Origin of the sequence: Paraburkholderia aromaticivorans (assembly GCF_012689525.1) — a bacterium.
Classification (GTDB): Bacteria; Pseudomonadota; Gammaproteobacteria; order Burkholderiales; family Burkholderiaceae; genus Paraburkholderia; species Paraburkholderia aromaticivorans_A.
Window position 1 is genome coordinate 230614 of sequence record NZ_CP051515.1, and the last position, 23128, is coordinate 253741.

The following is a 23128-nucleotide window of genomic DNA, read 5'->3' on the forward strand; positions in this document are numbered from 1 at the left end:
CCAGTAAATGCAAATCATTCGCATTTAGAAACTGTATTCGTGATTGGGTTTCGCGCCTGTCCGGCGCTCTGCGCGGAACGCGGGCGGTATGACCAGCCAAGGGACAAGGCACTAACGCAACTAACAGTCAACCGCGCCCGGCGCCCCCGGATATGATGACGAAGTGCCGAATTCAGCCTTTCTGGCAAAAGCGGCTTGCAGCCTCCTTGCCCACTTTCGCTCGCCCCATGCCGACAAAAACACTCGACGCCGCATCGACTTCCAAGGCCACCGAAGCAGCGCAGCGCCTCCCCACGCTGATGCTCGCCGCGTCACTGTCGCTGGGCAGCGCGATCGCGCTCGGGCTCGCCCGCTTCGCGTACGCGCTGCTGCTGCCGTCGATGAAACTCGACCTCGGCTGGAGTTTCGCGCAAGCCGGCGCGATGAATACGGCCAACGCGGTGGGTTATCTACTCGGCGCGCTGGCTTTTCCGCGCCTTGCGCGCCGCTGGTCGGCCGGCACATTGTTCAGCGGCGGTTGCGTGGCGACTGCGCTACTGATGGCCGTCAGCGGTCTGCTTGCCGACACGGACTCGCTGCTCGCCTTGCGCGTTATCACCGGCGTGAGCAGCGCGGCGGTCTTTATCAGCGGCGGCGTGTTGGCGGCGCGGCTCGCGTCGGCGAGACCGCACGACGCAGGGCTCGTCCTCGGTTTGTATTACGGCGGCACGGGGTGGGGCATCGTGGCGTCGTCGGTGCTGGTGCCGCTGACTATCTTCAATGTCGCGCACGGCTGGCAGTACGCGTGGTTCGCACTCGCGCTCGCGTGTGCGGCGCTCGCCGCGGTGGCCGTCGGCGCAGCGCGAAAAATCGAGACCGTGCACGCGACGGCGTCGTCGGCCACGCAATCACACGCCACCGTCGACGCGCCCCGCTGGCCGCGATTCAGCCTCGCGCTGGCGGGCTACACCTTGTTCGGCGTCGGCTATATCGGCTACATGACGTTTATCGTGGCGCTGCTGCGCAACGCGGGCATGAGCGCGGCGATCGTGACGTGCTTTTATCTGCTGCTCGGCGTGGCGACCGTGGTCTCGGCGCGCGTGTGGTCGGGGTTGCTCGATCGCATGCGCGGCGGCCAGGCACTCGCGGTGCTGAACGCTTTGCTCGCGGTCGCGACGCTGCTGCCCGCACTGTTCACGCAGCCGTGGGTGGCGTTCGTGTCCGGCGTGTTGTTCGGCGCGACGTTCCTCTCCGCCGTGGCGTCGACCACGGCTTTCGTGCGCCACAATCTGCCCGCGAGTCATTGGGCCAAAGGCATCAGCGCGTTCACGATCGTGTTCGCGTTCGGGCAGATCGTCGGGCCGATGGCGATCGGCTGGGTCTCGGACGGCGCGGGTCTCGCGCGCGGGCTGGTGTATTCCGCGCTGCTGCTCGCGGCGGGCGCGGTGCTGGCGGCCTGTCAGAAGGCGTTGCGCTAAACGTGACTCCGCGCATTCAGGCCAGGGCGCTGCACGCTTTTCACACCTGCACGGACGGGATGCTCTTCATGCAACGCAAGGCGAACATCGAACGGCTATGACGGATGCCGGCGATCTTGTAGAGCTTCTCACGCAGAAATCGCTCGTAGCCAGCCGTGCCGTCGACCGCTACCTTCACCAGATAATCGTAGTCGCCAGACACGAGATACGCTTCCAGCACTTCGGTTAGCGTCGCCAACTCGGCGCCGAAGCGGGCGAGGGCGTCGTCGTCGTGACGGTCGAGCGTCACTTCGAGCAGGACGATGTCCGCGAAGCCGAGCTTCTGCTGATCGAGCAACGCAACGTAGCCGCGGATATACCCCTCGGTTTCCAATTGACGCGTGCGATTCCAGCACGCGGTGGTCGACATGCCGACCAACTCTGCCAACTCGGCATTGCTTAAGCGCGCGTTCTTTTGCAGTTCGCGCATGATCTTGCGATCCTGGTTGTCGAGCGGGCGATTTCGGATGGTCATGGGCGTCACTGGAAGTTTGTTCTGGAAAATCGCATTCTAAAGGAAGATCGTCCCGACAGCGCGTGGGAAGCCTAGTGCTTTAAGAAGCCTATCCAGCCTGCGTCCCGGTATATTTTCAGGGTGCATTCATGCCCGGGACAACCGTCCGGGCTGCGGGCCTCGCGCCTGCGGCCTTGCGCGGCCACAAGCTGCCATCCGGTGTCTCGCCGCCTTTCACAGGAAGGCGGCACGCGGGCGAATTGCGGCGTTACCAGCGCCGCAAGACGCGCTCGCCGGGCATGGACGCATGTTCCTGACCGAATGCCTGCCAGCATGATCGTCCGCACGACCGGGTTTTTCGACCCGCATCGATAGCGGCGGTGCGTTGAGAAGCGACGTGTAGCCGCCTGATCAACCTGGTTTGGTCGGCGCTTTGGCCGCGCTCTGTACCGCGACATTGCGGTAGACGTCACGGCAAAATTGCATGCCGCTTTGATGCGTGCCGTTGACACCCGCCGCGATGCGTACCGTTCCCTCCACATGCTGAGGTGCCGGCGGATTGACGATGCCGGCGTCGATCGCGAACGGATCAGAAGGCGACGCGCGCATGATGCCGATGCCCTTGATCGTCACGGCAAGGCAGGGGTCGGGTAGTTGCGGAGCGTGGCCGGCCGCGACGTCGAAATTGATGTTCAGCGTCCAGAAACCCTCGTGAATATCCTGATGAATAATGACGGCCTTCACCACGTCCTGGTGTGACAGCGTGTACTCGTTGCTTGCCATTGGTCCCTCCTTGCTCGTACGCATTCTGAGCGTACGTGTGCAGAAATGGCATTTTTCGCGGACTAGGGAAGGTTAGTTTTACGCGCCATTCCTCGCCGCGCAAGGGGAAAGATAGGCGTGTCGATGCGTCAGCAAACGAGCATCGTGCGGACGCACGAAAGGCGACGCCTGGACGCTGGCGTCGCCTCTCTCGCCGCAGCCACGTGGGCTGTGGCGCAATGGAACGAACCTCAGATCACTCGCGCAAACGAGTAGGTTTCAAGGGTTAGTGGAAGATGAGGTACAGGATGACCAGTACGATCAACGGGACGCCAAGCAGCCAGCCGAGAAGGTAAGGCATGGTGTGATCTCCTTTCGTATCGAGGTTTGAATACAAAAGTGATTGAGCATCCGGCGTGCCTGACATGCCGCCTTGAGCCCTCGGCACCGTCACGGCAACGTCAAGGCAAATTCTCCCGCAGAACAATGCTGAATTGCACCGGCTTCACGTCGCTCATCGCATCGCGCTTCTCGCGCACGTTGCGAAAAATACGCAGACAATTTCCCACCATGGCTTGCGGCGTTTGCGTGATCAACGCATCCATGGTTCCGTCGATCAGCAACGCTCGCGTGTCGGGCGTCAAGCCATGACCGACAAACAGAATCTTCTGCTCCGAGCGCGCCTCCACGATCGCGCGCGCCACGCCATCCGATCCGCCGCCGCTGTTGTAAATGCCGGCAAGATCGGGATGCTGTTCCAGGAGCTTGCGCGTCTGCATATAGTTGCGCTCGCTATCGTCGTGTCCTTCACGTAATCCGATCACGCGCACTTGTGGAAACGTCGATTCGATCAAATGCAGAAAACCGATCTCGCGTTCCTCATGCCCACGATAGTTGAGGCTGCCCGCGAGCATCGCGATCTTTCCGTTAGGCCGAGGCCCCATGAAGCGCCCGAGCAGCAACGCCGCCGTGCGTCCCGCCGAACGATTGTCGATGCCCACATAAGCCAGCCGCCGCGCATTCGATAAATCCGAGATCAGCGTGATGGCCGGCACGCCCTGGTCCGCCAATGCATTCACGGCGTCGCGCACCACGGGATGTTCGAGCGCCATGAACACCACGCCATCCGCGCGCTTTCCGTAGTGCAACAGACGGTCGGCCAGTTCCTTCGGGTTGAAACTCTCGACGTAGTGCACACGGCACTTCATGTCCAACGCGTTCCACTGATCGTGCGCGAAGTCGATGTAGTCGCCGAGCATATGCAAGTAGCGATTGGTGCCGGCAGGCAGCAGGAACGCGATGCGCATCGGCTTCGAGGTGGGCACGACAGGCACCTCTGGCGTGAGCAGATAGCCGAGTTGGGCGGCCGCTTGCAGCACGCGTTGCGCCGTCACGGCGCGCACGCCTTCGCGGCCATTGAGCACGCGATCCACCGTGGCGGTCGACACACCGGCGGCGCGCGCAATGTCGGGAATGCGGGCACGCGCGGCGGCGGTGAGGACAAGCGTATCGGACATGGCAGTCCTTCCTTCGCAGAACGGAAGTCCATCAAAAAACATCAAGCTCGCGGTTTGACAGCGCTAGCCGCGCACGCCTAGTCTTGCAGCTATCACACGACGACGCGACACCGGTGACTATAAGCCAAGGCGTAGCGAGCGGGCGATGATCGTTTTTGATGGATTCGACAGGCACATCAATTATAAGCAAGGAGACGCTCAAATGACCAACCTCGCGAGACGCACCCTGCTGCGTGCGGCGGCCGCCGTGCCGGTAGCCAGCGCGCTGGGCTTTCCGGCGATCGTGCGCGCGGCGTCCGGCCCGGAGTTCGTGTTCAAGTACGGCAACAACCTGCCGCTCACGCATCCGCTGAACGTACGCTCGCAAGAGGCAGCGAATCAGATCAAAGAGGCGTCGAAAGGGCGCATGGAGATCCGCATATTCCCTAACAACCAGTTGGGCGGCGATACCGACATGCTCGCGCAGGTGCGCAGCGGCGGCATCGAGATGTTCACGCCGTCGGCGCTGGTGGTGTCGACGCTGGCGCCATCGGTGGCAATCAACGCGGTGGGCTTTGCATTCAGCGACTACAACCAGGTGTGGGGCGCTATGGACGGCAAGCTCGGCGCCTACGTGCGCGCCGCGATGCAGAAGGCCGGCCTCGAATCGTTCGAAAAGATGTGGGACAACGGCTTTCGTCAGACGACCACCAGCACCGGTCCGATCACGAGCGCGCAGAACATGCGCGGTCTGAAGATTCGCGTGCCGGTGAGTCCGCTCAGCATCGATATGTTCAAGGGACTCGGCGCTTCGCCGACCAGCCTGCAATTCAGCGAGGTCTATTCGTCGCTGCAAACCCATATCGTCGATGCGCAGGAAAATCCGTTGCCGATCGTGCAGGTCGCGAAACTCTACGAAGTGCAGAAGTACTGTTCGCTCACCAACCACATGTGGGACGGCTACTGGTTCGTTCTGAACCCGCGCGCGTGGCAGCGCTTGCCGAAGGATCTGCAGGGCATTGCCAGCGACGCGTTCAACCAGTCGGCGCTCAAGCAGCGTGAAGACGTGCGCAAGCTGAACGACGCAGCGGTCGCGGATCTGCAAAGCAAGGGTCTGTCGATCAACCGTCCCACGCCCGACACGTTCCGCGCGGCGCTGCGCCAGGCGGGTTTCTACGCCGAATGGAAAAGCAAGTTCGGCAATCAGGCGTGGGACCTGCTCGAACAATCGGTCGGCAAGCTAGCCTGACCGTGCTGCATACGGGTGAGCCTGAGACGAAGCGCGGCGAGCCGCCGCGAGGAGACAGCAGGATGTCGAATCACGCATTGAATCCGGCGGACGCGGGCGTGCCGTTGCACGCGGCGAGCATGCCGCGCCGCTGGCTGAGGAGCTTCGACCGCGGTCTGATCGCGCTCGTCGAAGTGTGCGCGGCGGCGCTGCTTGTGATGGAGATTGTCGTGATGTTCGCGGGCGTGGTGTGTCGCTACGTGCTGCATCAACCGCTCGTCTGGTCGGATGAACTGGCCGGCATTCTGTTCCTGTGGCTCGCCATGCTTGGCGCCGTGCTCGCGTTGCGGCGCGGCGAACATATGCGGATGACGGCGCTGGTCAGCCGCCTGTCGCCGCAGCGGCGCGCATTCGTCGATACGCTGGCGATCGCCGCATCAATCGCTTTGCTTGCGCTGTTGATCGCCCCTGCTTACGACTATGCGTCCGGTGAGGCGGCGATCGTGACGCCCGCCTTGCAGATCAGCAACGCGTGGCGCGCGCTCGCCTTGCCGATCGGCGCGGCGCTCATGCTGCTAGTCGGCCTGATCCGTCTTGCCCAGGTGAGCCGTGCGCGCGACGTCGTAATCGTGCTCGCGATCACCGCTGTATTGGCCGCGGTGGCCGTGTTCGCCGGGCCGTGGTTTCAGACGCTCGGCAAAACCAATCTCGTGATCTTTTTCGTCGGCGTGGTGGCGATGGGGATTTTTTCGGGCGTGCCCATCGGCTTTTCGTTTGCGCTCGCCACGTTCGGTTATCTGGGACTCTCGACCTTTACACCGCTCGAAGTCGTGGTCGGCCGTATGGACGAAGGCATGTCGCATCTCGTGCTGCTGGCCGTGCCGCTCTTCGTCTTCCTCGGCTTGCTGATCGAAATGACCGGCATGGCGCGCGCGATGATCGAGTTTCTCGCGAGCCTCGTCGGTCATGTGCATGGTGGTTTGTCGTTCGTGCTGATCGGCGCGATGTATCTGGTCTCGGGCATCTCCGGTTCGAAAGTGGCGGACATGGCGGCGATCGCGCCGGTGCTGTTCCCGGAGATGAAAAAACGCGGCGCTTCCGAAGGCGATCTGGTCGCGCTGCTCGCCACGACCGGCGCACAAAGCGAAACCATTCCGCCGAGCATCGTGCTGATTACGATCGGTTCGGTGACGGGGCTGTCGATTTCCGCGCTCTTCACGGCGGGCATGCTGCCGGGCGCGGTGCTCGCGCTGATTCTGTGCGTGGTGGTGTGGTGGCGCTATCGCAAGGAAGACCTGAGCGGCGCGCAGCGTTTCAGCAAGCGGCAGATCGGGCGTTTGTTCATCGTGTCGCTGCCGGCGCTGGCGTTGCCGTTCGTGATTCGCATGGCGGTGGTCGAAGGTGTGGCGACGGCGACGGAGGTCTCGACCATCGGCATCGCCTATTCGATGCTGATCGGCCTGCTGGTGTATCGCCGTTTCGAATGGCGGCGGCTCGGCCGCATGCTGGTGGATGCGACGACCTTGTCGGGCGCGATTCTCTTCATCATCGGCTGCGCCACGGCGATGGCGTGGGCGCTCACACAGTCCGGCTTCTCGCAGGACCTCGCGCAACTGATGGGCTCGATGCCTGGCGGCGCGTACGGTTTTCTGGCGGTGTCGATCGTGGTGTTCGTGATGCTCGGCAGCGTGCTCGAAGGGATTCCCGCCATTGTGCTGTTCGGGCCGCTGCTGTTTCCCATCGCGCGGCTCGCGGGCGTGCATGAAGTGCATTACGCGATCGTCGTGATTCTTTCGATGGGCGTGGGCCTCTTCTCGCCGCCGTTCGGTGTCGGCTACTACTCGGCGTGCGCGATCAGCAAGGTCAATCCCGATGCGGGCATTCGTCCGATTGTCGGTTATATGGGCGCATTGATCGTCGGGCTGATTCTGGTCGCGGCGATCCCCTGGATTTCGATCGGGTTTCTTTAAGCAGATCTCTCAAGTTCATTAACAGGTTCGACCTTCGGGCGCTGCGTTCTCGCCGCGCCGGGGTGTCGCTCGTCTTTCAACCCCGCAGCATCGGGAGAGTTTCATGAGTCGTTTCTTTGGCGAAATCCGGCAGGCAGGCTACGTGGTGCGGGACATCGAAGCCGCGATGGACTACTGGAGCCGCGTGCTCGGCGTGGGTCCGTGGTTCTATAACGAACGCGTGCCGATCGAGAACTACACCTACCGTGGGCAATCGTATGAGGTGCATAACTCGGTGGCATTGGCGAACTCGGGGCCGTTGCAGGTAGAACTGATCCAGACACGCAACGACGCGCCGTCGATGTATCGCGACTTTCTCGCCGCGGGCCATACCGGCTTGCAGCACAACGCGTACTGGACTACTTCGTTCGACGCGGATCTCGCGCGACTGCAGGAGCAGGGTTTCAAAGTCGCCATGAGCGGCGAAGTGGGGCGTAACGGGCGCTTTGTCTACTTCGATACGGAGGACCATCCTGGCACGGTGATCGAGTTGTCCGAGATCGCCGGGCCGAAAGGCAAGCTTTTCGACATGATCTACGCGGCGTCGCGCGATTGGGACGGCCGCGAGCCAGTGCGTCGTTTTCCCGATCTGGGCACGCTATGAGCGAGACGCTGCAACCACGCGCCGTCGACGACGATACGCTACAGGCCGACTATCTGATCGAGACGCCGCTCGATCCCGCGCGCGTCGCCGACGTCATGGCCGGCGAGCAATCGAGCGGCACCTTCGTGCGCGTTGCCAACGAATCCGATGCGCTGCGCTCGCGCAGTCGCGCGAGCGTGCTGCGCGTCGAGGAACTCGAAGCGGCGGCACGGCCCAGCTTGCCGAACGCATGGCTCGAGCGTCAAGGCACGCCGGGGCCGTGGCGGCGCGCGCGCATCACGCTGTCGTTTCCGCTCGCTAATATCGACGCGAATCTGCCCACGCTGGCCGCGACCGTCGCCGGCAATCTGTACGATCTCGGCGAAGTGACCGGCATGCGGCTGCTGTCGTTGCGCTTGCCGGCTTCGTACCGCAAGCGTTTCGAATTGCCGCGTCATGGCGTGGCCGGCACTCGCGCGCTGACGGAGGTGAAGGACAGGCCGATGATCGGCACCATCATCAAGCCGAACGTTGGTCTGAGCGCGGCGGAAACGGCTGCGTTGGTGCGCGATCTGTGTGAAGCGGGCGTCGATTTCATCAAGGATGACGAGGTGTGCGCGAATCCCGCACATGCACCGTTGGCGGAGCGCGTGCGCGCGGTGATGTCCGAAGTGCACCGCTACCGTGAACGCAGCGGCCGCCTTGTCATGGTCGCGTTCAATATCACCGACGACCTCGACGCCATGCGCCGTCACGCGGAACTGGTCGAGCGCGAAGGCGGCAGTTGCGTGATGGCCAGCATCAACTGGTGCGGCTTTTCCGCGATCCAGACGCTGCGCCGCGCCACGCCGCTCGTGCTGCACGCGCACCGCAACGGCTACGGCATGATGTCGCGCGATCCGGCGTTGGGCATGTCGTTTCAGGCGTATCAGACGCTCTGGCGTTTGAGCGGCGTCGATCATATGCACGTGCATGGTCTCGTCGGCAAATTCGCGCAGAGCGACGCCGAAGTGATCGAGTCGGCGCGCGACTGCGCGACGCCGCTCGCCGCGGGTTGCGACGATACGGTGCTGCCGGCATTTTCATCAGGGCAATGGGCCGGCACCGTGCAAGCGACATTCGACGCGGTGCGCTCCACCGACCTGCTGTTCATGTCGGGCGGCGGCATTCTCGCGCATCCGGACGGTCCCGCCGCGGGTGTCATGAGCGTGCGCCAGGCATGGGCGGCGGTACAGGCCGGCACGCCGCTGCCGGTGTACGCCGAGCACATGCCGGAACTGCGACGCGCCTTGGCGTTTTTCGGCCGCCGCACGTGAACGCTTCAGGCGACACGGAACAAAAGATGAGCGACGAAGCAAACGGCAACGGTCCCGCTTACGCCTTCTACGGCGACGACTTCACCGGCGCAACCGACACGCTGGCGCATCTCGCCCGCGCCGGTTTGCGCACCATGCTGTTCTTCGCACCGCCCGATGCCGCGCGTCTTTCGATGCTCGGCCGTTTGGATGCACTCGGCGTGGCGGGCGCCGCGCGGACCATGCCGCCGGCCGCGCAGCGGCAGGAACTCGAACGTGTCGGCGCCGCCTTCGCCGCGCTCGGCGTGCGGGTGATGCACTACAAAGTGTGCTCGACGTTTGATAGCGCGCCGGAAACGGGCAGCATCGGCGTGGCGATTCGCACCTTGCGCGAGTACTGCGCGAATGAGCTTGTCGCGGTGGTCGGCGGTCAGCCGAATTTGCGGCGCTACTGCGTGTTCGGCGAGCTGTTTGCGGCAGCCGGCGCGGACGACAGCGCGCAGTCGATTTACCGCATCGACCGTCATCCGACCATGAGCCGCCATCCCGTCACGCCGATGAACGAAGCGGACTTGCGCGTGCATCTTCAGCGCCAAGGTGTGAAGAATGTGCAATCGATCGACTGGCGTTGCTACGCGCGCGGCGATGCCGAACTGCAAGAAGAAGTGCAGCGCCGGCTCGATTCGAACCCCGACGCCGTGCTATTCGACGTACTCGACGATTCGCATCTGCAAGCGATTGGCCGAGTGATCGCGCGTCATGCCGCGGTGTCGGCGCCGTTGCTCGCGGTTGGTGCGAGCAGCGTTGCACAGGCTTATGCATTGGCGCGCGAGACTCTCGCCGAACCCGCCGTTTCACAAGCACGAACCACGCCGCCATTGACTCGCGCACGCGGCCCCGTATTCGTGCTCGCAGGCAGCCTCTCGCCATTGACCGAAGTACAAATCAGCGCCGCGCAATCCTATCTGCGTGTGGAACTGGACCCGCTGAAAATGACCGGCGACGCAGCCTCCGGCTATCTGGCGGAGCGCGTGACGGCGATAGCCGGACCCTTGCGCGATGGACGCAACGTGCTCGCTTTCACGACGCGCCGCGCGTCGAGCGAAGGCGGCGCGCTGCCACAACTCGCGCACGCCTGTGCGTCACTCTTGCAACAGGTACTCGGCGCCGTGCGATTGCAACGCATCGGCATTGCGGGCGGCGACACGTCGAGTTTTGCGGTGCGCGCGCTCGGCGCTTGGGGACTGTCGTATCTCGCGCCGTTATCGGCGGGCGTCACCGTCTGCCGTCTCCATGCCGATCGCGCGGAACTCGACGGCATGGAGATCATGCTCAAAGGCGGGCAAATGGGCGACGCGGATCTGTTCGAGCAACTGCTCGAAGGCAACGGCTAACCGTTGTCGGCGAAACCGGGATAGAGCGTCATGCCGCCATCGACGAACAATGTCGTGCCGACCACGTAGTCGCTTTCATCCGAGGCAAGCCAGACGGCGGCCTTGCCGATGTCGTCCGCTTCGCCCACGCGGCCGTAGGGAATCAACTTCAACAATTTCTGCAGCGCGGCCTCGTTGTCCCACGCGTCCTTATTGATCGGCGTGCGGATCGCGCCCGGCGCAATGGAGTTGACGCGGATCCGTTCGGGCGCGACCTCCTGCGCGAGCGATTTCATGAACATCTGAATACCGCCTTTGGACGCCGCGTAATTGACGTGCCCCGCCCATGGAATGACCTCGTGAACCGAGCTCATGCAAATGATCTTGCCGAGCGCTTTGGAGGTGGTCCTCGGGCCGCGTCGCCGGAATTCTTTCACGGCCGCTTGTGCGGTCAGGAACTGGCCGGTGAGATTGGTCGCCAGCACCTGTTGCCAATCGTCCAGCGTCATATCGGCAAACGCATTGTCTTTCTGCAAGCCCGAATTCGCGACCACGATATCCACGCTCTCGAAACGCGCGCGGCATGCCGCGAACATCTTTTCGACCTGTGCGGGATCGGCGACGTCGGCCTGAACCGCGAGAGCGGCGCCGCCAGCTTTCTCAATCTCGGCGGCGAGTTGCTCCGCCTCTTCGGCATGTGAGTGATAGTTCACGACGACGGCCGCGCCCGCATCCGCGAGCGCCTTGGCGACGCCGGAACCAATGCCCGAACTGGCGCCCGTGACCAGCGCGACCTGATTCGCGAGTAACTTTTCCATTGCTGCTCCCGAGGTGACAGGGGGAATGTGCATCGACCATCGACATAGCAAGGCCGCCGGATCTCCATGCAGCGAACTGCACGGATATCCGGCGGCCGACCCGCCTTCAAGGAATGCGGATACTACAAAAGACAACAGCAGCTAAGGCTATATGATGCCGACGACCAGCAGCACGATCACCACGATCACGACGAGTCCGAGACCGCCCGTAGGACCGTAACCCCACGCACGGCTGTGCGGCCACGTGGGGAGCGCACCGATGAGGAGAAGAATCAGCACGACTAGAAGAATAGTTCCCAACATATGAATGACCTCCGCCTAGTTAATTGGACCTGCCTTCACGACCGCCACGCAAGGCCCGCTTTGCGGGCGTTCCTGCGAAAGGCAATATCGATGTCATGGAGGAGCAAGCCGCATGCCCGAGGTGACAAGTCGAACCGGAAATGTTTTGAACCCGTCACGCCGCTGTGTGGCGGGCGGTGCCGATACGCGACGCAATCAAATCCCCGACGAAGGCGACAGCGAGCGCCGCCGCACCGCAAGCGAAGATCAACGCGTAATCGTTATGCGTATGCGAGAAAAGGTATGAGTAGCCATAGCCGCCGAGCGCCTGGAAAAGCGCGAAGGCCGTCGTCGCGCGACTCCATGCGGCCCGCTGTTCTGTGTGATCGTGCGGCACGAGTTCATGAATGCGGCCGAGCACGAGCGGCACGATGCCCGGCGTGAAGATGCCGAGAATCACAGTCGACGCAGCCAGCACGAACGTGCTGCCCGAGAACGCGAGCATGGCGACGGCGGCCGCTTGCAGAAGCAGGCCGACGCGATAGGCCTTGCCGAAGCCAATGCGATCGGCCACGTTGCCGCAAATCACCGGTCCGGCGATTGCAGCGAGGCCATAGAGCACCCAGTAGTCCGCGCCGATTGCGGCGCCGCGTCCCAGGCCGCGAGCGACATAGTCGACCAGCAGCACCATCGCCGGGACGAGACCGAGTGCGTTCGCCGCGTATTGCGCGTACAGCACGCGCAGCGTGAAGCCTTGCGGGCGCATCGCGTGATGCGCGCCGGACGGCACGACCGGTGCGGGCGGATTGGTCGACGGCCAACCGAACCAGCTCACCGCGGTCAGCACCAGTGCTACGACGCCGAGACCGATCCACGTGGTTTGCAAACCATAGTGAAGCAACTTCGGAATCAAGGTGCCGGATGCCGCGATACCGAGACCGAGTCCAAGAAAGATCATGCCGCTCACGAAGCCTCGGCGTGGCGTCGGAATGTGCGGAAGAATCGACGTCGCCACCAGCACCATGATCGCGCCGCCGGAAATGCCCGACAACAAACGCCACGTGAAAAACCAGCTCACCGAAAGCGGATACGCGCAGGCGAAGAAGGCGGCCGTCACCACCGCCATCAGCATGCGCAACGCGCTGCGGTTCGACAGCGCCGCTGCGAGCGGACGGCCGATCAACGCGCCGACCAGATAGCCGGCGAAGTTCGCCGCGCCGAGCGTTACCGCTTGCGACGACGTGAACCAATGCGCCTGGATCAGCGACGGAATCAACGGCGTGTACGCGAAGCGCGCGAGGCCGATGGCGACGAGACTGCCGCACAGACCTGCGAGCGTTGCGAAGAGTGCGCGGGCATCGAGTGAGACTGGATTGTCGGACGTTATCGAAGCAGCGGACATGACGGTTCCTTTACCGGTGCGCGTCCTGATGGCGGCGCTGCCGGATGTCGGTGGGAAAGCGAAGGGGCGCGCCTTGTCAGGCGCGTGGCTCAGGCGTCGTAGTCGGTCGACGGTAGGGCAGGCAAACCAAGCAGCAGCAAAGCCGGCGCAATCGCGCCAACCAGCAGCGTTGGTTGCGGATTGACCCGCGCGAGAACGCGGACGCCGATCAACGTGGCCAGCAGGTGAGTGGCGGCGTCATCGGCGGAAACGACGGCCGTAATCTCGCCGCTCTCGGCGACTGCAACCATGCAGCGGTGGAAAAATCCACGGATTTCAGCGAATTCCGTGGCGACGATTTCACGGAATGCTTCGTCGTCCGATGTGGTTTCCAGCGCGGAGTTGACCAGCATGCAGCCGCGCTTGCCGGGATCGGCGAGCGTTCGCTCCAGGATCTCCTGGAAGAACATCGTAACGCCCAGTGCCGGCGATACGGTGCGTTCCAATCGCCTGATCCGCTCACGCAAGGTGTGCTCGAGATAATGCTCGAGCGCGCGCAGATATAGCGTGCGCTTGTCGCCGAACGCGTTGTAGAGGCTCGGCTGCGTCAGGCCGGTCGATTTGACCAGGTCGCGCGTGGAGGTCGCCTCATAGCCCTTCGTCCAGAAGGCCGCGCTGGCGGCTTCCAGCACCTCGTGTTCGTCGAATTCGCGGGGTCTTGCCATGGTGGATGTCCTTCCAGCGTCACTGACGACTGATTCTGTATCAGTCGATATAAAAAGCGATTATATATCGATCGATACAGAACGCAAGAAGAAGATTCGAGGATGTCCGGCGCTGCGCTTAAAGTACGCTTCGGTGCGGTGGACGGGGATCGGCGGGTGGTTGCCCATCCGGTGCGAGTTCGGTTTCCGGATAGCTGATGCGCACCGGCGGCACGAACCAGGCGAGGCACAGGCCGATCAATGCGGCGGCGCCGGCCACCAGAATGCCGATATGAATCGACTGCACCAGTGCCTCGCGCGCGGACCTCATCATGGCGTCGCCCGACTGGCCCGCACTCACCAGACGATTGATCAGCGCGGCCTGTTCCGCGCGATCCACTAGCAACTCGGGACTGGCGAAGGACTTGAACCACTGCGTCGCCTGATACGAATCGAGCGAGCGATGCACCCCGCGCGAGTAGAGATGGCCGAGCAACGCGCCGGTCATCACCGTGCCGAGCATGCCGCCGAATGTCCGCAGCGATTGAAGCAGCGCGGTGGCCGCGCCGACATGGTCCCGCCCGACGATTTGCTGCGAGCAGACGGTCAGGCTGGTCGCCACCAGGCCGAGGCCGAGCCCGCTGATGCCCATGCACGACGCCCACACCAGATGCGGTTCCGTGCCCCGCAAGACGACCACGCTCAGACAGGCAAGCGCGGACAGCGCAAAGCCCACATACATGATGCCGTTCGCGCGGCGGACTCGTGTGACGATACGATTGTTGAGCACGCTGCCCACGGTCGTGCCGAGCAGCAGCGGCGTGATCAGCATGCCCGAGTCATGCGCGGACATCGCGTAGCCGCCCTGAAACAGCAGCGGTACGTAGAACACCAGCGAAAAGAGCGCGAAGCCGCCGAGCACCGACATCGCGAACAGCGCGGAGAGCTTGCGGTCCATGAGCATGTCCACCGGCACGATCGGATAGCCGATGCGCCGCTCCCAGAGCCAGAGAACCAGCCCACAGGTCACGGCTACGATGGTCAGCACGATGGTCGTCGTGTCGATGCCGCGCCTCGGAAACAGTTCGATCAGCACTTGCAGTGAGCCGAACGTGACCGCGAGCACAAACGCGCCGAGCCAGTCGAGCCGCACGGGACCCTTGCGTCGCAGATGAAGCAGCGGAGGCAGAAAGCGCTGCACGAACAGCAGCGAGACGAGCCCGATCGGCACGTTGACGAAAAACACCAGCCGCCAGCCGCCGTACTGCGTCAACATTCCGCCGAGCGTCGGCCCGACCATATTGGACACGCCGAAGGCGGACGTGACGAACACCAGCCAGCGCAGTCGCAGTTTCGGATTCGGAAACAGATCGGCGACGGTGGCGAACACTGTGCCGATCAGAATGCCGCCGCCGATGCCTTGCAGGCCGCGCGAAATCACCAGTAGGAACATACTGCTGGCGAATCCGCACAACACCGAGGCGCCGGTGAACAACAGGATCGCGGCGATCAGAAACCGCTTGCGGCCGAACAGATCGCCCAGCCGCCCGAAGATGGGAATCGTGATGACGGACGCGAGCATGTACGACGTCGCGACCCACGCGTAGAGGTCGAAGCCCTTCAGTTCCGCGACGATGCGCGGTAGCGCCGTGCCGACGATGGTTTGATCCAGCGCCACCAGCATCGCGACGAAAGCGATGCCGAGCATCGCGAGGAACGATTCGCGGAACGGCAGCAGTTGGCCGCTCGGAAGCGGTGCGGTGAACCCGGTGCTCATGGCGTGCTTACTTGTTACCCGCTGCGCCATATTTGCCGAGGGCGCCGCCTAGTTCTTCGTCGGTCAAGGCCGGGGAGATGTTCATCGTGAGCAGGTCGCCCCATTCGAGCGCCAGCGCCGCCATCGCGCCCGTGTCCTCAGACTCGACGATCGCAACGCCGTGCAAGCCGCCGATAGCGTGCCAGCGTCCCAGCAGTTTGACTCCGTCCGGCACCCGGCCGCCGGTCTTCATGAAACGTTCGATGACGGAACTCTCGGCGGTCGGCAGACCGTTCCATAGGACGATAAATTTCATTGCGCGTCTCCAATCCGAATTGGCGATGCCGGCTCGTGGCGCGCTGCCATCGTCGCTTATGGGTACGGCGCGTCGTGGATGCGGTGCGTCGTGTTCACTTCTGCGCCAGCAAGCTGTCCGGATAGTGCGTGCTATTGGCGGACAGCGATAAAAAAACCACGTGGCGTCCTAAGCATCATAGGTGAGCGTAGGGCGGCCGGCGTCGCCGCGTGCGGACATTCACCAGGCGAATTGCACAAGTCCACTTTCATGGCAAAGAAGCGAGGAGCGCTGTCGCCAGTTGGGAATATTTCGTGGGTCGTTTGCGTTATCTGGCTGAGGCGCTGCGCTTCTGTCGACAACAAAAGCAAAAGGCACGCGTGGGTGACGCGTGCCGTTGTTGTGACTGTGCGACGCTGGGGCTGCGCGCGCTACGGTTTGCGCTGCATGGCCGCTTTGGCAATCGTCTGATGCGCGGCGGGGAACCCCGGCGGATATTCGACGACGCGTGCCGAAGCCGGCACCAGCGGCACGGCCGCGTTCAGCCGCGCGCCGATACGCGCGCCGCCGACGATGGCCGTCATCGCCTGGCGATCGAGTTCGACGCTATCTTTGAGGTCCCTGATGATCAGCTTGGTCATGGTGGCTCCAGGAAAGGAATCGAGCGGTGCGCCGGTGCAATGCGCCGGCCGCCGCTCGGGTGTGTCGTGAAGTGTGCTGAGGTCTCCCCGCACTATCAGTATAGGAAATCTCGCTGCAACTCGCCGGCCGGCGATGATCTGCCGGCATTAGTGAGGCCCCCCGGCCCTCGCGACGGCAAGCCGTCACACGTTGGCGTAGTTGGCGCCCCACAGCGACGGGCTGACGTTCAGGTGCAGCGGCACGAAGCCCGCGCCGATCACGCCGACGTTGTTGAGTGCGGCGACGTTGACGTACTGCATCTGGTTGAGGTTCTGGTTGATCGAGACGTTGACGTTGGCAATGCCGCCAAGGCCGGCGACCGAGGGCAGGCCGGGCACGCTGCTGCCGGTGCCGCCGGCCACCGCCGACATCGCGCGGCGGTCGAGCTCGCGGGTGCCGGACAGATCGCGAATCATGAGGGATGACATGGTGCTTCTCCAAAGGTGCGCGGAAGACGGGGGTAATCGTCGGCAGGCGAAGCGCGCCGGCGAGCCGGGCGCCCCGTCTCGCCACGCATTACACGTGGATGTTGTTGCTCGTCGTGACGTACGGGCTGACCGTCGAGCTGATGCCGGTGGCGAACGCGACGTTGTTGCCGTTGGCGTTCTGCAGGCTCAGCTGGTTGTTGATCAGTTGCGTGGCATCGACCTTCTTGCTGTCGTTCGGAGCAAAGACGGGGCTGAAGTTGAAGTACGAGGAGGACGGATAGTAGCCGGTGCCGCCGCGCACGGCGCTCATGGCCTTGCTGTCGAGTTGTTCGGTGATGGACAGGTCTTTGATCATCAGTGCGTTCATGGTGAATCTCCAGAAGGTAAAGGTCAGGGTCTTGCGGTCGGGTGCGAGCAACTTGTCTGCTCGGGTATCACTAATGCACAGGCTGTGCCAGTTTTATTCAAGGTTCCTAAGAAAGTTGGTGCACGCCTGCTGCACAAGGGTTTCGCGCCACCGTGCCGGGCTCGCACCAGCGCACTGCCGCGTGGAAGCGATGAACGACTGACGGCACACGCCCGACAGACCACTGCATGCTGTTGGATATCGAACGACACACGCATCGGCGAAGGGAATCGCTTTGACCGGGGCGTTCAGACTTCGAGAGGATGCAGAAGGTGTTTGATCTGGAATTGACCACAGCGCGCGCGCGATTCACGGCACAGCGCGCTCGGCTGTGACGCTGTCGCCGGGGTGGATCGGTTCAACGATTGTCCGATGCCGTCGCAGACTCGATGACTTCGTGCGAGGAATTCGATGGATTGGTTGGCCTGGACGAAGCGATGGCCGAAGAGATGTCGTTCAACGTCGGGGCGTCGAAGTGCGAGCGTCAAGGCGACGCCGCTTGAAATGAGTTGCCAGGCAAGAGGCAAGCATCGGTGAGAACACGATAGGCGGGGCATTCATCCCATCAATGAACAGGCCCCCTTCAACGGCGAAGACTGAAGGGGGCCTGTTTCTAATTGCGGACACCTCGCGCGTCCTATAAGTAAGGCCCTTTAATACGCCCTTCGAAGATGGCGGTGTTGATACCGAAGTCGTCGACCTGGCCGAGAGGGCCACGGTCGACGGTGACAATGACGGAACGGCCGCCCCGCAGAGCCTTCATCTGCGCGGCGGTGAGCGTCATTTCGTCGTGTGTGTGATCCGCGGAACGTGGCAGGTCCTTGATGATGACGGTGGATTTCATGGCACTACTCCTGAAGGTGGATGAGTGAGCACGGTGCGGTGCTCACCCATGGTTCTGCAAGGGGCATGCCAATTTGCGGACGATGAGCGAGGAAACAGAATGCGAGGCGGCAACGCAAGACCAGCAAGCCATAGACGATATGCGTTCTTCGACTATGGCGTTCAGTGAACTTGAGATTCGACGGAACTGTTTGGCGACGTCCCACCAATCGCGTGTGGGATGTCGGCTTATGGCGCTCCATCGACAACAAAGGCAAACGGCACGCGTGGGTGACGCGTGCCGTTGTTGTGACTGTGCGACGCCGGGGCTACACGCGCTACGGTTTGCGCTGCATGGCCGCTTTGGCAATCGTCTGATGCGCGGCGGGGAACCCCGGCGGATATTCGACGACGCGGGCCGAAGCCGGCACCAGCGGCACGGCAGCATTCAGCCGCGCGCCGATACGCGCGCCGCCGACGATGGCCGTCATCGCCTGCCGATCGAGTTCGACGCTATCTTTGAGGTCCCTGATGATCAGCTTGGTCATGGTGGCTCCAGGAAAGGAATCGAGCGGCGCGCCGGTGCAATGCGCCGGCCGCCGCTCGGGTGTGTCGTGAAGTGTGCTGAGGTCTCCCCGCACTCTCAGTATAGGAAATCTCTCTGCAACTCGCCGGCCGGCGATGATCTGCCGGCCTTCGTGAGGCCCCCCGGCCCTCGCGACGGCAAGCCGTCACACGTTGGCGTAGTTGGCGCCCCACAGCGACGGGCTGACGTTCAGGTGCAGCGGCACGAAGCCCGCGCCGATCACGCCGACGTTGTTGAGTGCGGCGACGTTGACGTACTGCATCTGGTTGAGGTTCTGGTTGATCGAGACGTTGACGTTGGCAATGCCGCCAAGGCCGGCGACCGAGGGCAGGCCGGGCACGCTGCTGCCGGTGCCGCCGGCCACCGCCGACATCGCGCGGCGGTCAAGCTCGCGGGTGCCGGACAGATCGCGAATCATGAGGGATGACATGGTGCTTCTCCAAAGGTGCGCGGAAGACGGGGGTAATCGTCGGCAGGCGAAGCGCGCCGGCGAGCCGGGCGCCTCGTCTCGCCACGTATTACACGTGGATGTTGTTGCTCGTCGTGACGTACGGGCTGACCGTCGAGCTGATGCCGGTGGCGAACGCGACGTTGTTGCCGTTGGCGTTCTGCAGGCTCAGCTGGTTGTTGATCAGTTGGGTGGCATCGACCTTCTTGCTGTCGTTCGGAGCAAAGACGGGGCTGAAGTTGAAGTACGAGGAGGACGGATAGTAGCCGGTGCCGCCGCGCACGGCGCTCATGGCCTTGCTGTCGAGTTGTTCGGTGATGGACAGGTCTTTGATCATCAGTGCGTTCATGGTGAGTCTCCAGAAGGTAAAGGTCAGGGTCTTGCGGTCGGGTGCGAGCAACTTGTCTGCTCGGGTATCACTAATGCACAGGCTGTGCCAGTTTTATTCAAGGTTCCTAAGAAAGTTGGTGCACGCCTGCTGCGCAAGGGTTTCGCGTCGCCGTGCCGGGCTCGCACCAGCGCACTGCCGCGTGGAAGCGATGAACGACTGACGGCACACGCCCGACAGACCACCGCATGCTGTTGGATATCGCACGACACGGGCGCGCTGCGCAGGCAGCGGGGCAATCCTGGTTTGCGAAAGGACGGAGCGGGAGCTAGTATCGAAGCGGCACATGTAACTGGTTACGAAAGGTTCTCTATCAGCCCGACAGGCTTGGGTCGCACGCGACCCGGCCCAACGGCAGCGGCGGCGCTTCGCACAAATGGCTAGCCTTGCGCGTGTGATTCACGATTTTCAGAACGGCGAGCTGTCCCGTGACGAGTTCGTGGCTCAACTCGACAGCACGTTGACGACCGAAGGGCTCGGCCCCACGCAGCTGCTAGACATGCTTGGCGCGGCACATCGCAAAGCGCCGCTCCCCAACGATCTCTACGTGGAAGTGCGGCGGCGCATCGAGCAGTTGCGCGTCTCGAACGTGGCGGCGGGCGGCGACGAAACCGGCATCCAGACCACCGTCGAGATTCCGTCGATACGATCGGCAAGTGCGGGCAGCGCAGCCAATGCAGCCAATGCAGCCAATGCAGCCAATGCAGCGGGCGCCGGCAGTACTGCGGGACACGACCAGATCAAAGGCACCGGCGACACGCTCAATAACCGCTTCGTGCTCGAGGAATGCCTCGGCGTCGGCGGCATGGGCACGGTGTACAAGGCGCTCGATCTGCGCAAGCTCGAGGCTTCGGATCGCAAGCCGTATCTCGCGGTCAAGGTGCTCAACGTCCAGTTCCGCGGCAACCCGAATTCGCTGGTCGCGTTGCAGCGCGAGGCGCGCAAGGCGCAAGTGCTCGCGCATCGCAACATCATCACGGTGTACGACTTCGACCGCGACGGCCCGATCGTCTATCTGACGATGGAGTACCTGTCCGGCAAGCCGCTCAGCCAGTTACTGCGCACGCCGGGCTATCAGGGCATGCCGGTGCGCGCGGCGCTGCCGATCGTGCGTGGCATGTGCAGCGCGCTCGCCTATGCGCACGAACGCGGCTTCGTCCATTGCGACTTCAAACCCGCCAACGTGTTTCTCACGACGAACGCCGAAGTGAAGGTGATCGACTTCGGCATCGCCCGCGTGTTCCAGCGTCCGGAAGAGGAGAGCGATGCAACCGTCTTCGATCCGGGCAGCCTCGGCGCGTTGACGCCCGCGTATGCCAGCCCGGAAATGATCGAGCATCGCGAGCCGGATCCGCGCGACGATATCTACGCGCTCGGTTGCATCACGTATGAGTTGCTGACCGGCCACCATCCGTTCGACCGCTTGTCCGCGACGCAAGCCCGCAATTCCGATTTCAAGCCGCAGCGGCCGGCCAATCTCGATTCAAAACAATGGCGGGCGCTGCGTGCCGCGCTGTCGTTTGATCGCAATGCGCGCATGTCGAGCGTGGTGCGCTTCATCGCCGAGTTCGATAACGAAGCGCGCGCGGAAAAGTCGGGCACGCTGGCGAAGGTGGGGCTCGCGAGTTTCGCGGTGGTGTGCGCTGCAGCGGTCGGCGTGTTCGCGTTCCGCTCGGGGGCGAACCGGCATAACGGATCACAGACGCAAGCAGGCGCATCGCAGGCTTTGACGGAGCAGGTGGGTTCGTCGACTTCGGAAGGGACGGTGACCGCGCCGCCTGTGGCACCGCCGGCAAGTCCGGTCGCGGCAGCGCCCGCCACGCCACCGGCGGCGCCCGCAGCGAAGCCTGCGCCGAAGCCGGCGCTGACTCTCGCCGCCGTCACACCGGCGCTGACGCAAGTGCCCTGTTCGGCGCTGTCCGCCTCAGTACAGGACCACTCGCTGACGGTGCGGGGCTACGTCTCGCAACGCTATGGCGCGGCGCATCTGAAGGACACGCTGGCGGCGTTGCCGGGCGTCGATACATTGACGCTCCAGGCGGAGCCGCTCGCCGACGACAAATGCGACACCATCAAGGCGTTCGCGCCCTACTGGATTCACAACATGCAGACGGGCCACGTTGCGGCCTTGCATGTGCGGCCGCCCGGCGGTCAGTTGAGCGACGGCGACCCGCTGGTCGTCGACGTCACCACGCCGGGCTACGACTCGTATGTGAACCTCGACTACTACCAGCTCGACGGCAGCGTCGTGCACATGGTGCCGAGCCCGCGCGCGAAGGACAATCAGGCGCCGCCGCACTACGCCGCCACGGTCGGCAGCGCCGGTGACTGGATCATTTCGAAGCCGTTCGGATCGGAGATGGTGGTGCTGCTGATCACGCCGGCGCCGCTATTCGACAAGCCGCGCCCGGAGAGCGAATCACGCGCCGATTATCTGCGCGCGGTCGACGCACGGCTCGCGCAGATCGGCGGCAAATACGGCCACGATCACATCGTCGCCGATTTCGCGCCGATCACGACGAAGCCACGGTCCCCCTGAGTGGAGTGTGAGCGTGGCTCGCGAGTCGGCTGCGAGTCCGACCGGGAGCCGCTTGCGGCCCCGACAAGTCACTTGAGATCTTTGACGACCCGGAAGCCATCCTGCGATTGGCGCACGCCCGAGCTGTACTTGAAGCGTGTCGCGCTGAGCATGTAGCCGCCGCCTTCGCGCCACGAACCGCCGCGAATCACCCGCATGTCGCAGCCGGGGGTGTCCCATGCGTGGCCATCGGCGGGCGCGCCCTGGTAGGAGTTGTGCCAGCAGTCGGCGGTCCATTCCCAGACGCTGCCGTTCATGTCGTACAGGCCGAGCGGATTCGGTGCGAACGAACCGGCGGCCTCGGGTCCTTCCTTGTGCCACGGGTCGCCGCAGTCCTTGCAATTGGCGTTGCCCTTGCGCATCTGGTCGCCCCACCAGTAGGCGGTCGTGGTGCCGCCGCGATCCGCGTATTCCCATTCCGCTTCAGTAGGCAGACGGTACGGTTTGCCGGTGGTCTTGCTCAACCATTTCACGTATTGCTGCGCGTCGTCCCAACTGAGGTCGCGCGCCGGTGCGGCTTTGTTGGTGTTGCTTTCCGGCGTGAGCTTCTGGCACGCATTGGCGGCGACGCACGCGTTCCACTGGTCGACCGTTACCTCGTACTTGCCGATCGCGAACGGCGCGCCAATGGTCACGTGATGAACGGGCTTTTCGGACGGGTCGTCGGTACTGCTGCCCATCGAGAACGAACCGGCGGGCACGGTGATCACGATCGGACAGGTCGCGCAATCGCGGCTTTCGCCGGCAACCGGCGCATGCGTGACGGGCTTTTGCGCGACCGCCGCCGCAGTTGGCGCAGCGGGCGGGGCGGCACTCGGAGCGGGCTTGGGTGCCGGGGTACTGGCCGGCGGCGTTGGCC

Annotated in this window: 24 protein-coding genes; 7 read left to right on the forward strand and 17 right to left on the reverse strand. The window is 63.5% G+C overall.

What is annotated here, in order from left to right:
* The first annotated feature begins 227 nt into the window (after positions 1-227).
* Entirely contained in the window at positions 228-1457 is a 1230-nt protein-coding gene (locus tag HF916_RS12915; protein ID WP_168789345.1) for a YbfB/YjiJ family MFS transporter, read from the forward strand.
* Between the two features lie 40 nt (positions 1458-1497).
* Here HF916_RS12915 and HF916_RS12920 read toward each other — a convergent pair whose 3' ends face one another.
* The 3 genes from HF916_RS12920 to HF916_RS12930 form a co-directional block, all read right to left on the reverse strand.
* Positions 1498-1971 (reverse strand): Lrp/AsnC family transcriptional regulator, encoded by a 474-nt coding sequence (locus tag HF916_RS12920; protein ID WP_168789346.1) that lies wholly within the window; start codon positions 1969-1971, stop codon positions 1498-1500.
* 390 nt (positions 1972-2361) lie between these two features.
* Positions 2362-2733: a hypothetical protein gene (locus tag HF916_RS12925; RefSeq protein WP_168789347.1), complete on the reverse strand. Its 372-nt coding sequence runs from the start codon at positions 2731-2733 to the stop codon at positions 2362-2364.
* A 440-nt stretch (positions 2734-3173) separates the two neighbouring features.
* Positions 3174-4229: a LacI family DNA-binding transcriptional regulator gene (locus HF916_RS12930; RefSeq protein ID WP_168789348.1), complete on the reverse strand. Its 1056-nt coding sequence runs from the start codon at positions 4227-4229 to the stop codon at positions 3174-3176.
* 202 nt (positions 4230-4431) lie between these two features.
* Between HF916_RS12930 and HF916_RS12935 the strand changes: the two genes are divergently transcribed.
* The 5 genes from HF916_RS12935 to HF916_RS12955 all read left to right on the forward strand — a co-directional run bounded on the left by HF916_RS12935 (position 4432) and on the right by HF916_RS12955 (position 10717).
* The gene (locus tag HF916_RS12935; RefSeq protein WP_168789349.1) at positions 4432-5457 is read left to right on the forward strand and encodes a TRAP transporter substrate-binding protein; all 1026 of its coding nucleotides are present in this window, start codon (positions 4432-4434) and stop codon (positions 5455-5457) included.
* A gap of 62 nt (positions 5458-5519) precedes the next feature.
* On the forward strand, positions 5520-7406 hold the full coding sequence (locus HF916_RS12940; protein WP_168789350.1) for a TRAP transporter large permease subunit: 1887 nt from the start codon (positions 5520-5522) through the stop codon (positions 7404-7406).
* Between the two features lie 103 nt (positions 7407-7509).
* Positions 7510-8049 (forward strand): VOC family protein, encoded by a 540-nt coding sequence (locus tag HF916_RS12945; RefSeq protein ID WP_168789351.1) that lies wholly within the window; start codon positions 7510-7512, stop codon positions 8047-8049.
* On the forward strand, positions 8046-9344 hold the full coding sequence (locus tag HF916_RS12950; protein WP_168789352.1) for a ribulose-bisphosphate carboxylase large subunit family protein: 1299 nt from the start codon (positions 8046-8048) through the stop codon (positions 9342-9344). The genes HF916_RS12945 and HF916_RS12950 overlap by 4 nt, the downstream gene beginning before the upstream one ends.
* 26 nt (positions 9345-9370) lie before the next feature.
* The gene (locus HF916_RS12955; RefSeq protein ID WP_168789353.1) at positions 9371-10717 is read left to right on the forward strand and encodes a four-carbon acid sugar kinase family protein; all 1347 of its coding nucleotides are present in this window, start codon (positions 9371-9373) and stop codon (positions 10715-10717) included.
* Here HF916_RS12955 and HF916_RS12960 read toward each other — a convergent pair.
* The 13 genes from HF916_RS12960 to HF916_RS13020 all read right to left on the reverse strand — a co-directional run bounded on the left by HF916_RS12960 (position 10714) and on the right by HF916_RS13020 (position 19652).
* Entirely contained in the window at positions 10714-11514 is an 801-nt protein-coding gene (locus tag HF916_RS12960; RefSeq protein WP_168789354.1) for an SDR family oxidoreductase, read from the reverse strand. The two genes, HF916_RS12955 and HF916_RS12960, sit on opposite strands and share 4 nt — an antisense overlap.
* Positions 11515-11661: 147 nt before the next feature.
* Complete coding sequence (locus HF916_RS12965; protein ID WP_168789355.1) at positions 11662-11817, reverse strand: DUF3309 family protein; 156 nt, start codon at positions 11815-11817, stop codon at positions 11662-11664.
* 154 nt (positions 11818-11971) lie between these two features.
* Positions 11972-13198 (reverse strand): YbfB/YjiJ family MFS transporter, encoded by a 1227-nt coding sequence (locus HF916_RS12970; protein WP_168789356.1) that lies wholly within the window; start codon positions 13196-13198, stop codon positions 11972-11974.
* 89 nt (positions 13199-13287) lie between these two features.
* Positions 13288-13902 carry a TetR/AcrR family transcriptional regulator gene (locus HF916_RS12975; protein ID WP_168789357.1) on the reverse strand — a complete coding sequence of 205 codons (615 nt, stop codon included), beginning with the start codon at positions 13900-13902 and terminating at the stop codon, positions 13288-13290.
* A gap of 118 nt (positions 13903-14020) precedes the next feature.
* On the reverse strand, positions 14021-15658 hold the full coding sequence (locus tag HF916_RS12980) for an MFS transporter (protein ID WP_168789358.1): 1638 nt from the start codon (positions 15656-15658) through the stop codon (positions 14021-14023).
* A gap of 7 nt (positions 15659-15665) precedes the next feature.
* Positions 15666-15953: a DUF3303 domain-containing protein gene (locus HF916_RS12985; protein ID WP_168789359.1), complete on the reverse strand. Its 288-nt coding sequence runs from the start codon at positions 15951-15953 to the stop codon at positions 15666-15668.
* Positions 15954-16363: 410 nt separating this feature from the next.
* Positions 16364-16573, reverse strand: coding sequence for a hypothetical protein (locus HF916_RS12990; protein ID WP_168789360.1), 210 nt, complete (start codon positions 16571-16573; stop codon positions 16364-16366).
* 183 nt (positions 16574-16756) lie between these two features.
* Positions 16757-17041, reverse strand: coding sequence for a hypothetical protein (locus HF916_RS12995; RefSeq protein ID WP_091806164.1), 285 nt, complete (start codon positions 17039-17041; stop codon positions 16757-16759).
* Positions 17042-17129: 88 nt separating this feature from the next.
* Positions 17130-17408 (reverse strand): hypothetical protein, encoded by a 279-nt coding sequence (locus HF916_RS13000; protein WP_168789361.1) that lies wholly within the window; start codon positions 17406-17408, stop codon positions 17130-17132.
* Between the two features lie 676 nt (positions 17409-18084).
* Positions 18085-18291 carry a hypothetical protein gene (locus HF916_RS13005; RefSeq protein WP_168789362.1) on the reverse strand — a complete coding sequence of 69 codons (207 nt, stop codon included), beginning with the start codon at positions 18289-18291 and terminating at the stop codon, positions 18085-18087.
* Positions 18292-18607: 316 nt separating this feature from the next.
* Entirely contained in the window at positions 18608-18817 is a 210-nt protein-coding gene (locus tag HF916_RS13010) for a hypothetical protein (RefSeq protein WP_168789360.1), read from the reverse strand.
* Positions 18818-19000: 183 nt separating this feature from the next.
* Complete coding sequence (locus HF916_RS13015) at positions 19001-19285, reverse strand: hypothetical protein (protein ID WP_091806164.1); 285 nt, start codon at positions 19283-19285, stop codon at positions 19001-19003.
* Between the two features lie 88 nt (positions 19286-19373).
* A complete protein-coding gene (locus tag HF916_RS13020; RefSeq protein ID WP_168789361.1) occupies positions 19374-19652 on the reverse strand; it encodes a hypothetical protein in 279 nt (92 codons plus the stop codon).
* 415 nt (positions 19653-20067) lie between these two features.
* Between HF916_RS13020 and HF916_RS13025 the strand changes: the two genes are divergently transcribed.
* The gene (locus HF916_RS13025; RefSeq protein ID WP_168789363.1) at positions 20068-22230 is read left to right on the forward strand and encodes a serine/threonine protein kinase; all 2163 of its coding nucleotides are present in this window, start codon (positions 20068-20070) and stop codon (positions 22228-22230) included.
* A gap of 68 nt (positions 22231-22298) precedes the next feature.
* Here HF916_RS13025 and HF916_RS52030 read toward each other — a convergent pair whose 3' ends face one another.
* Positions 22299-22949, reverse strand: a complete 651-nt coding sequence (locus HF916_RS52030; protein WP_431311439.1) for a formylglycine-generating enzyme family protein — start codon at positions 22947-22949, stop codon at positions 22299-22301.
* Between the last annotated feature and the right edge of the window lie 179 nt (positions 22950-23128).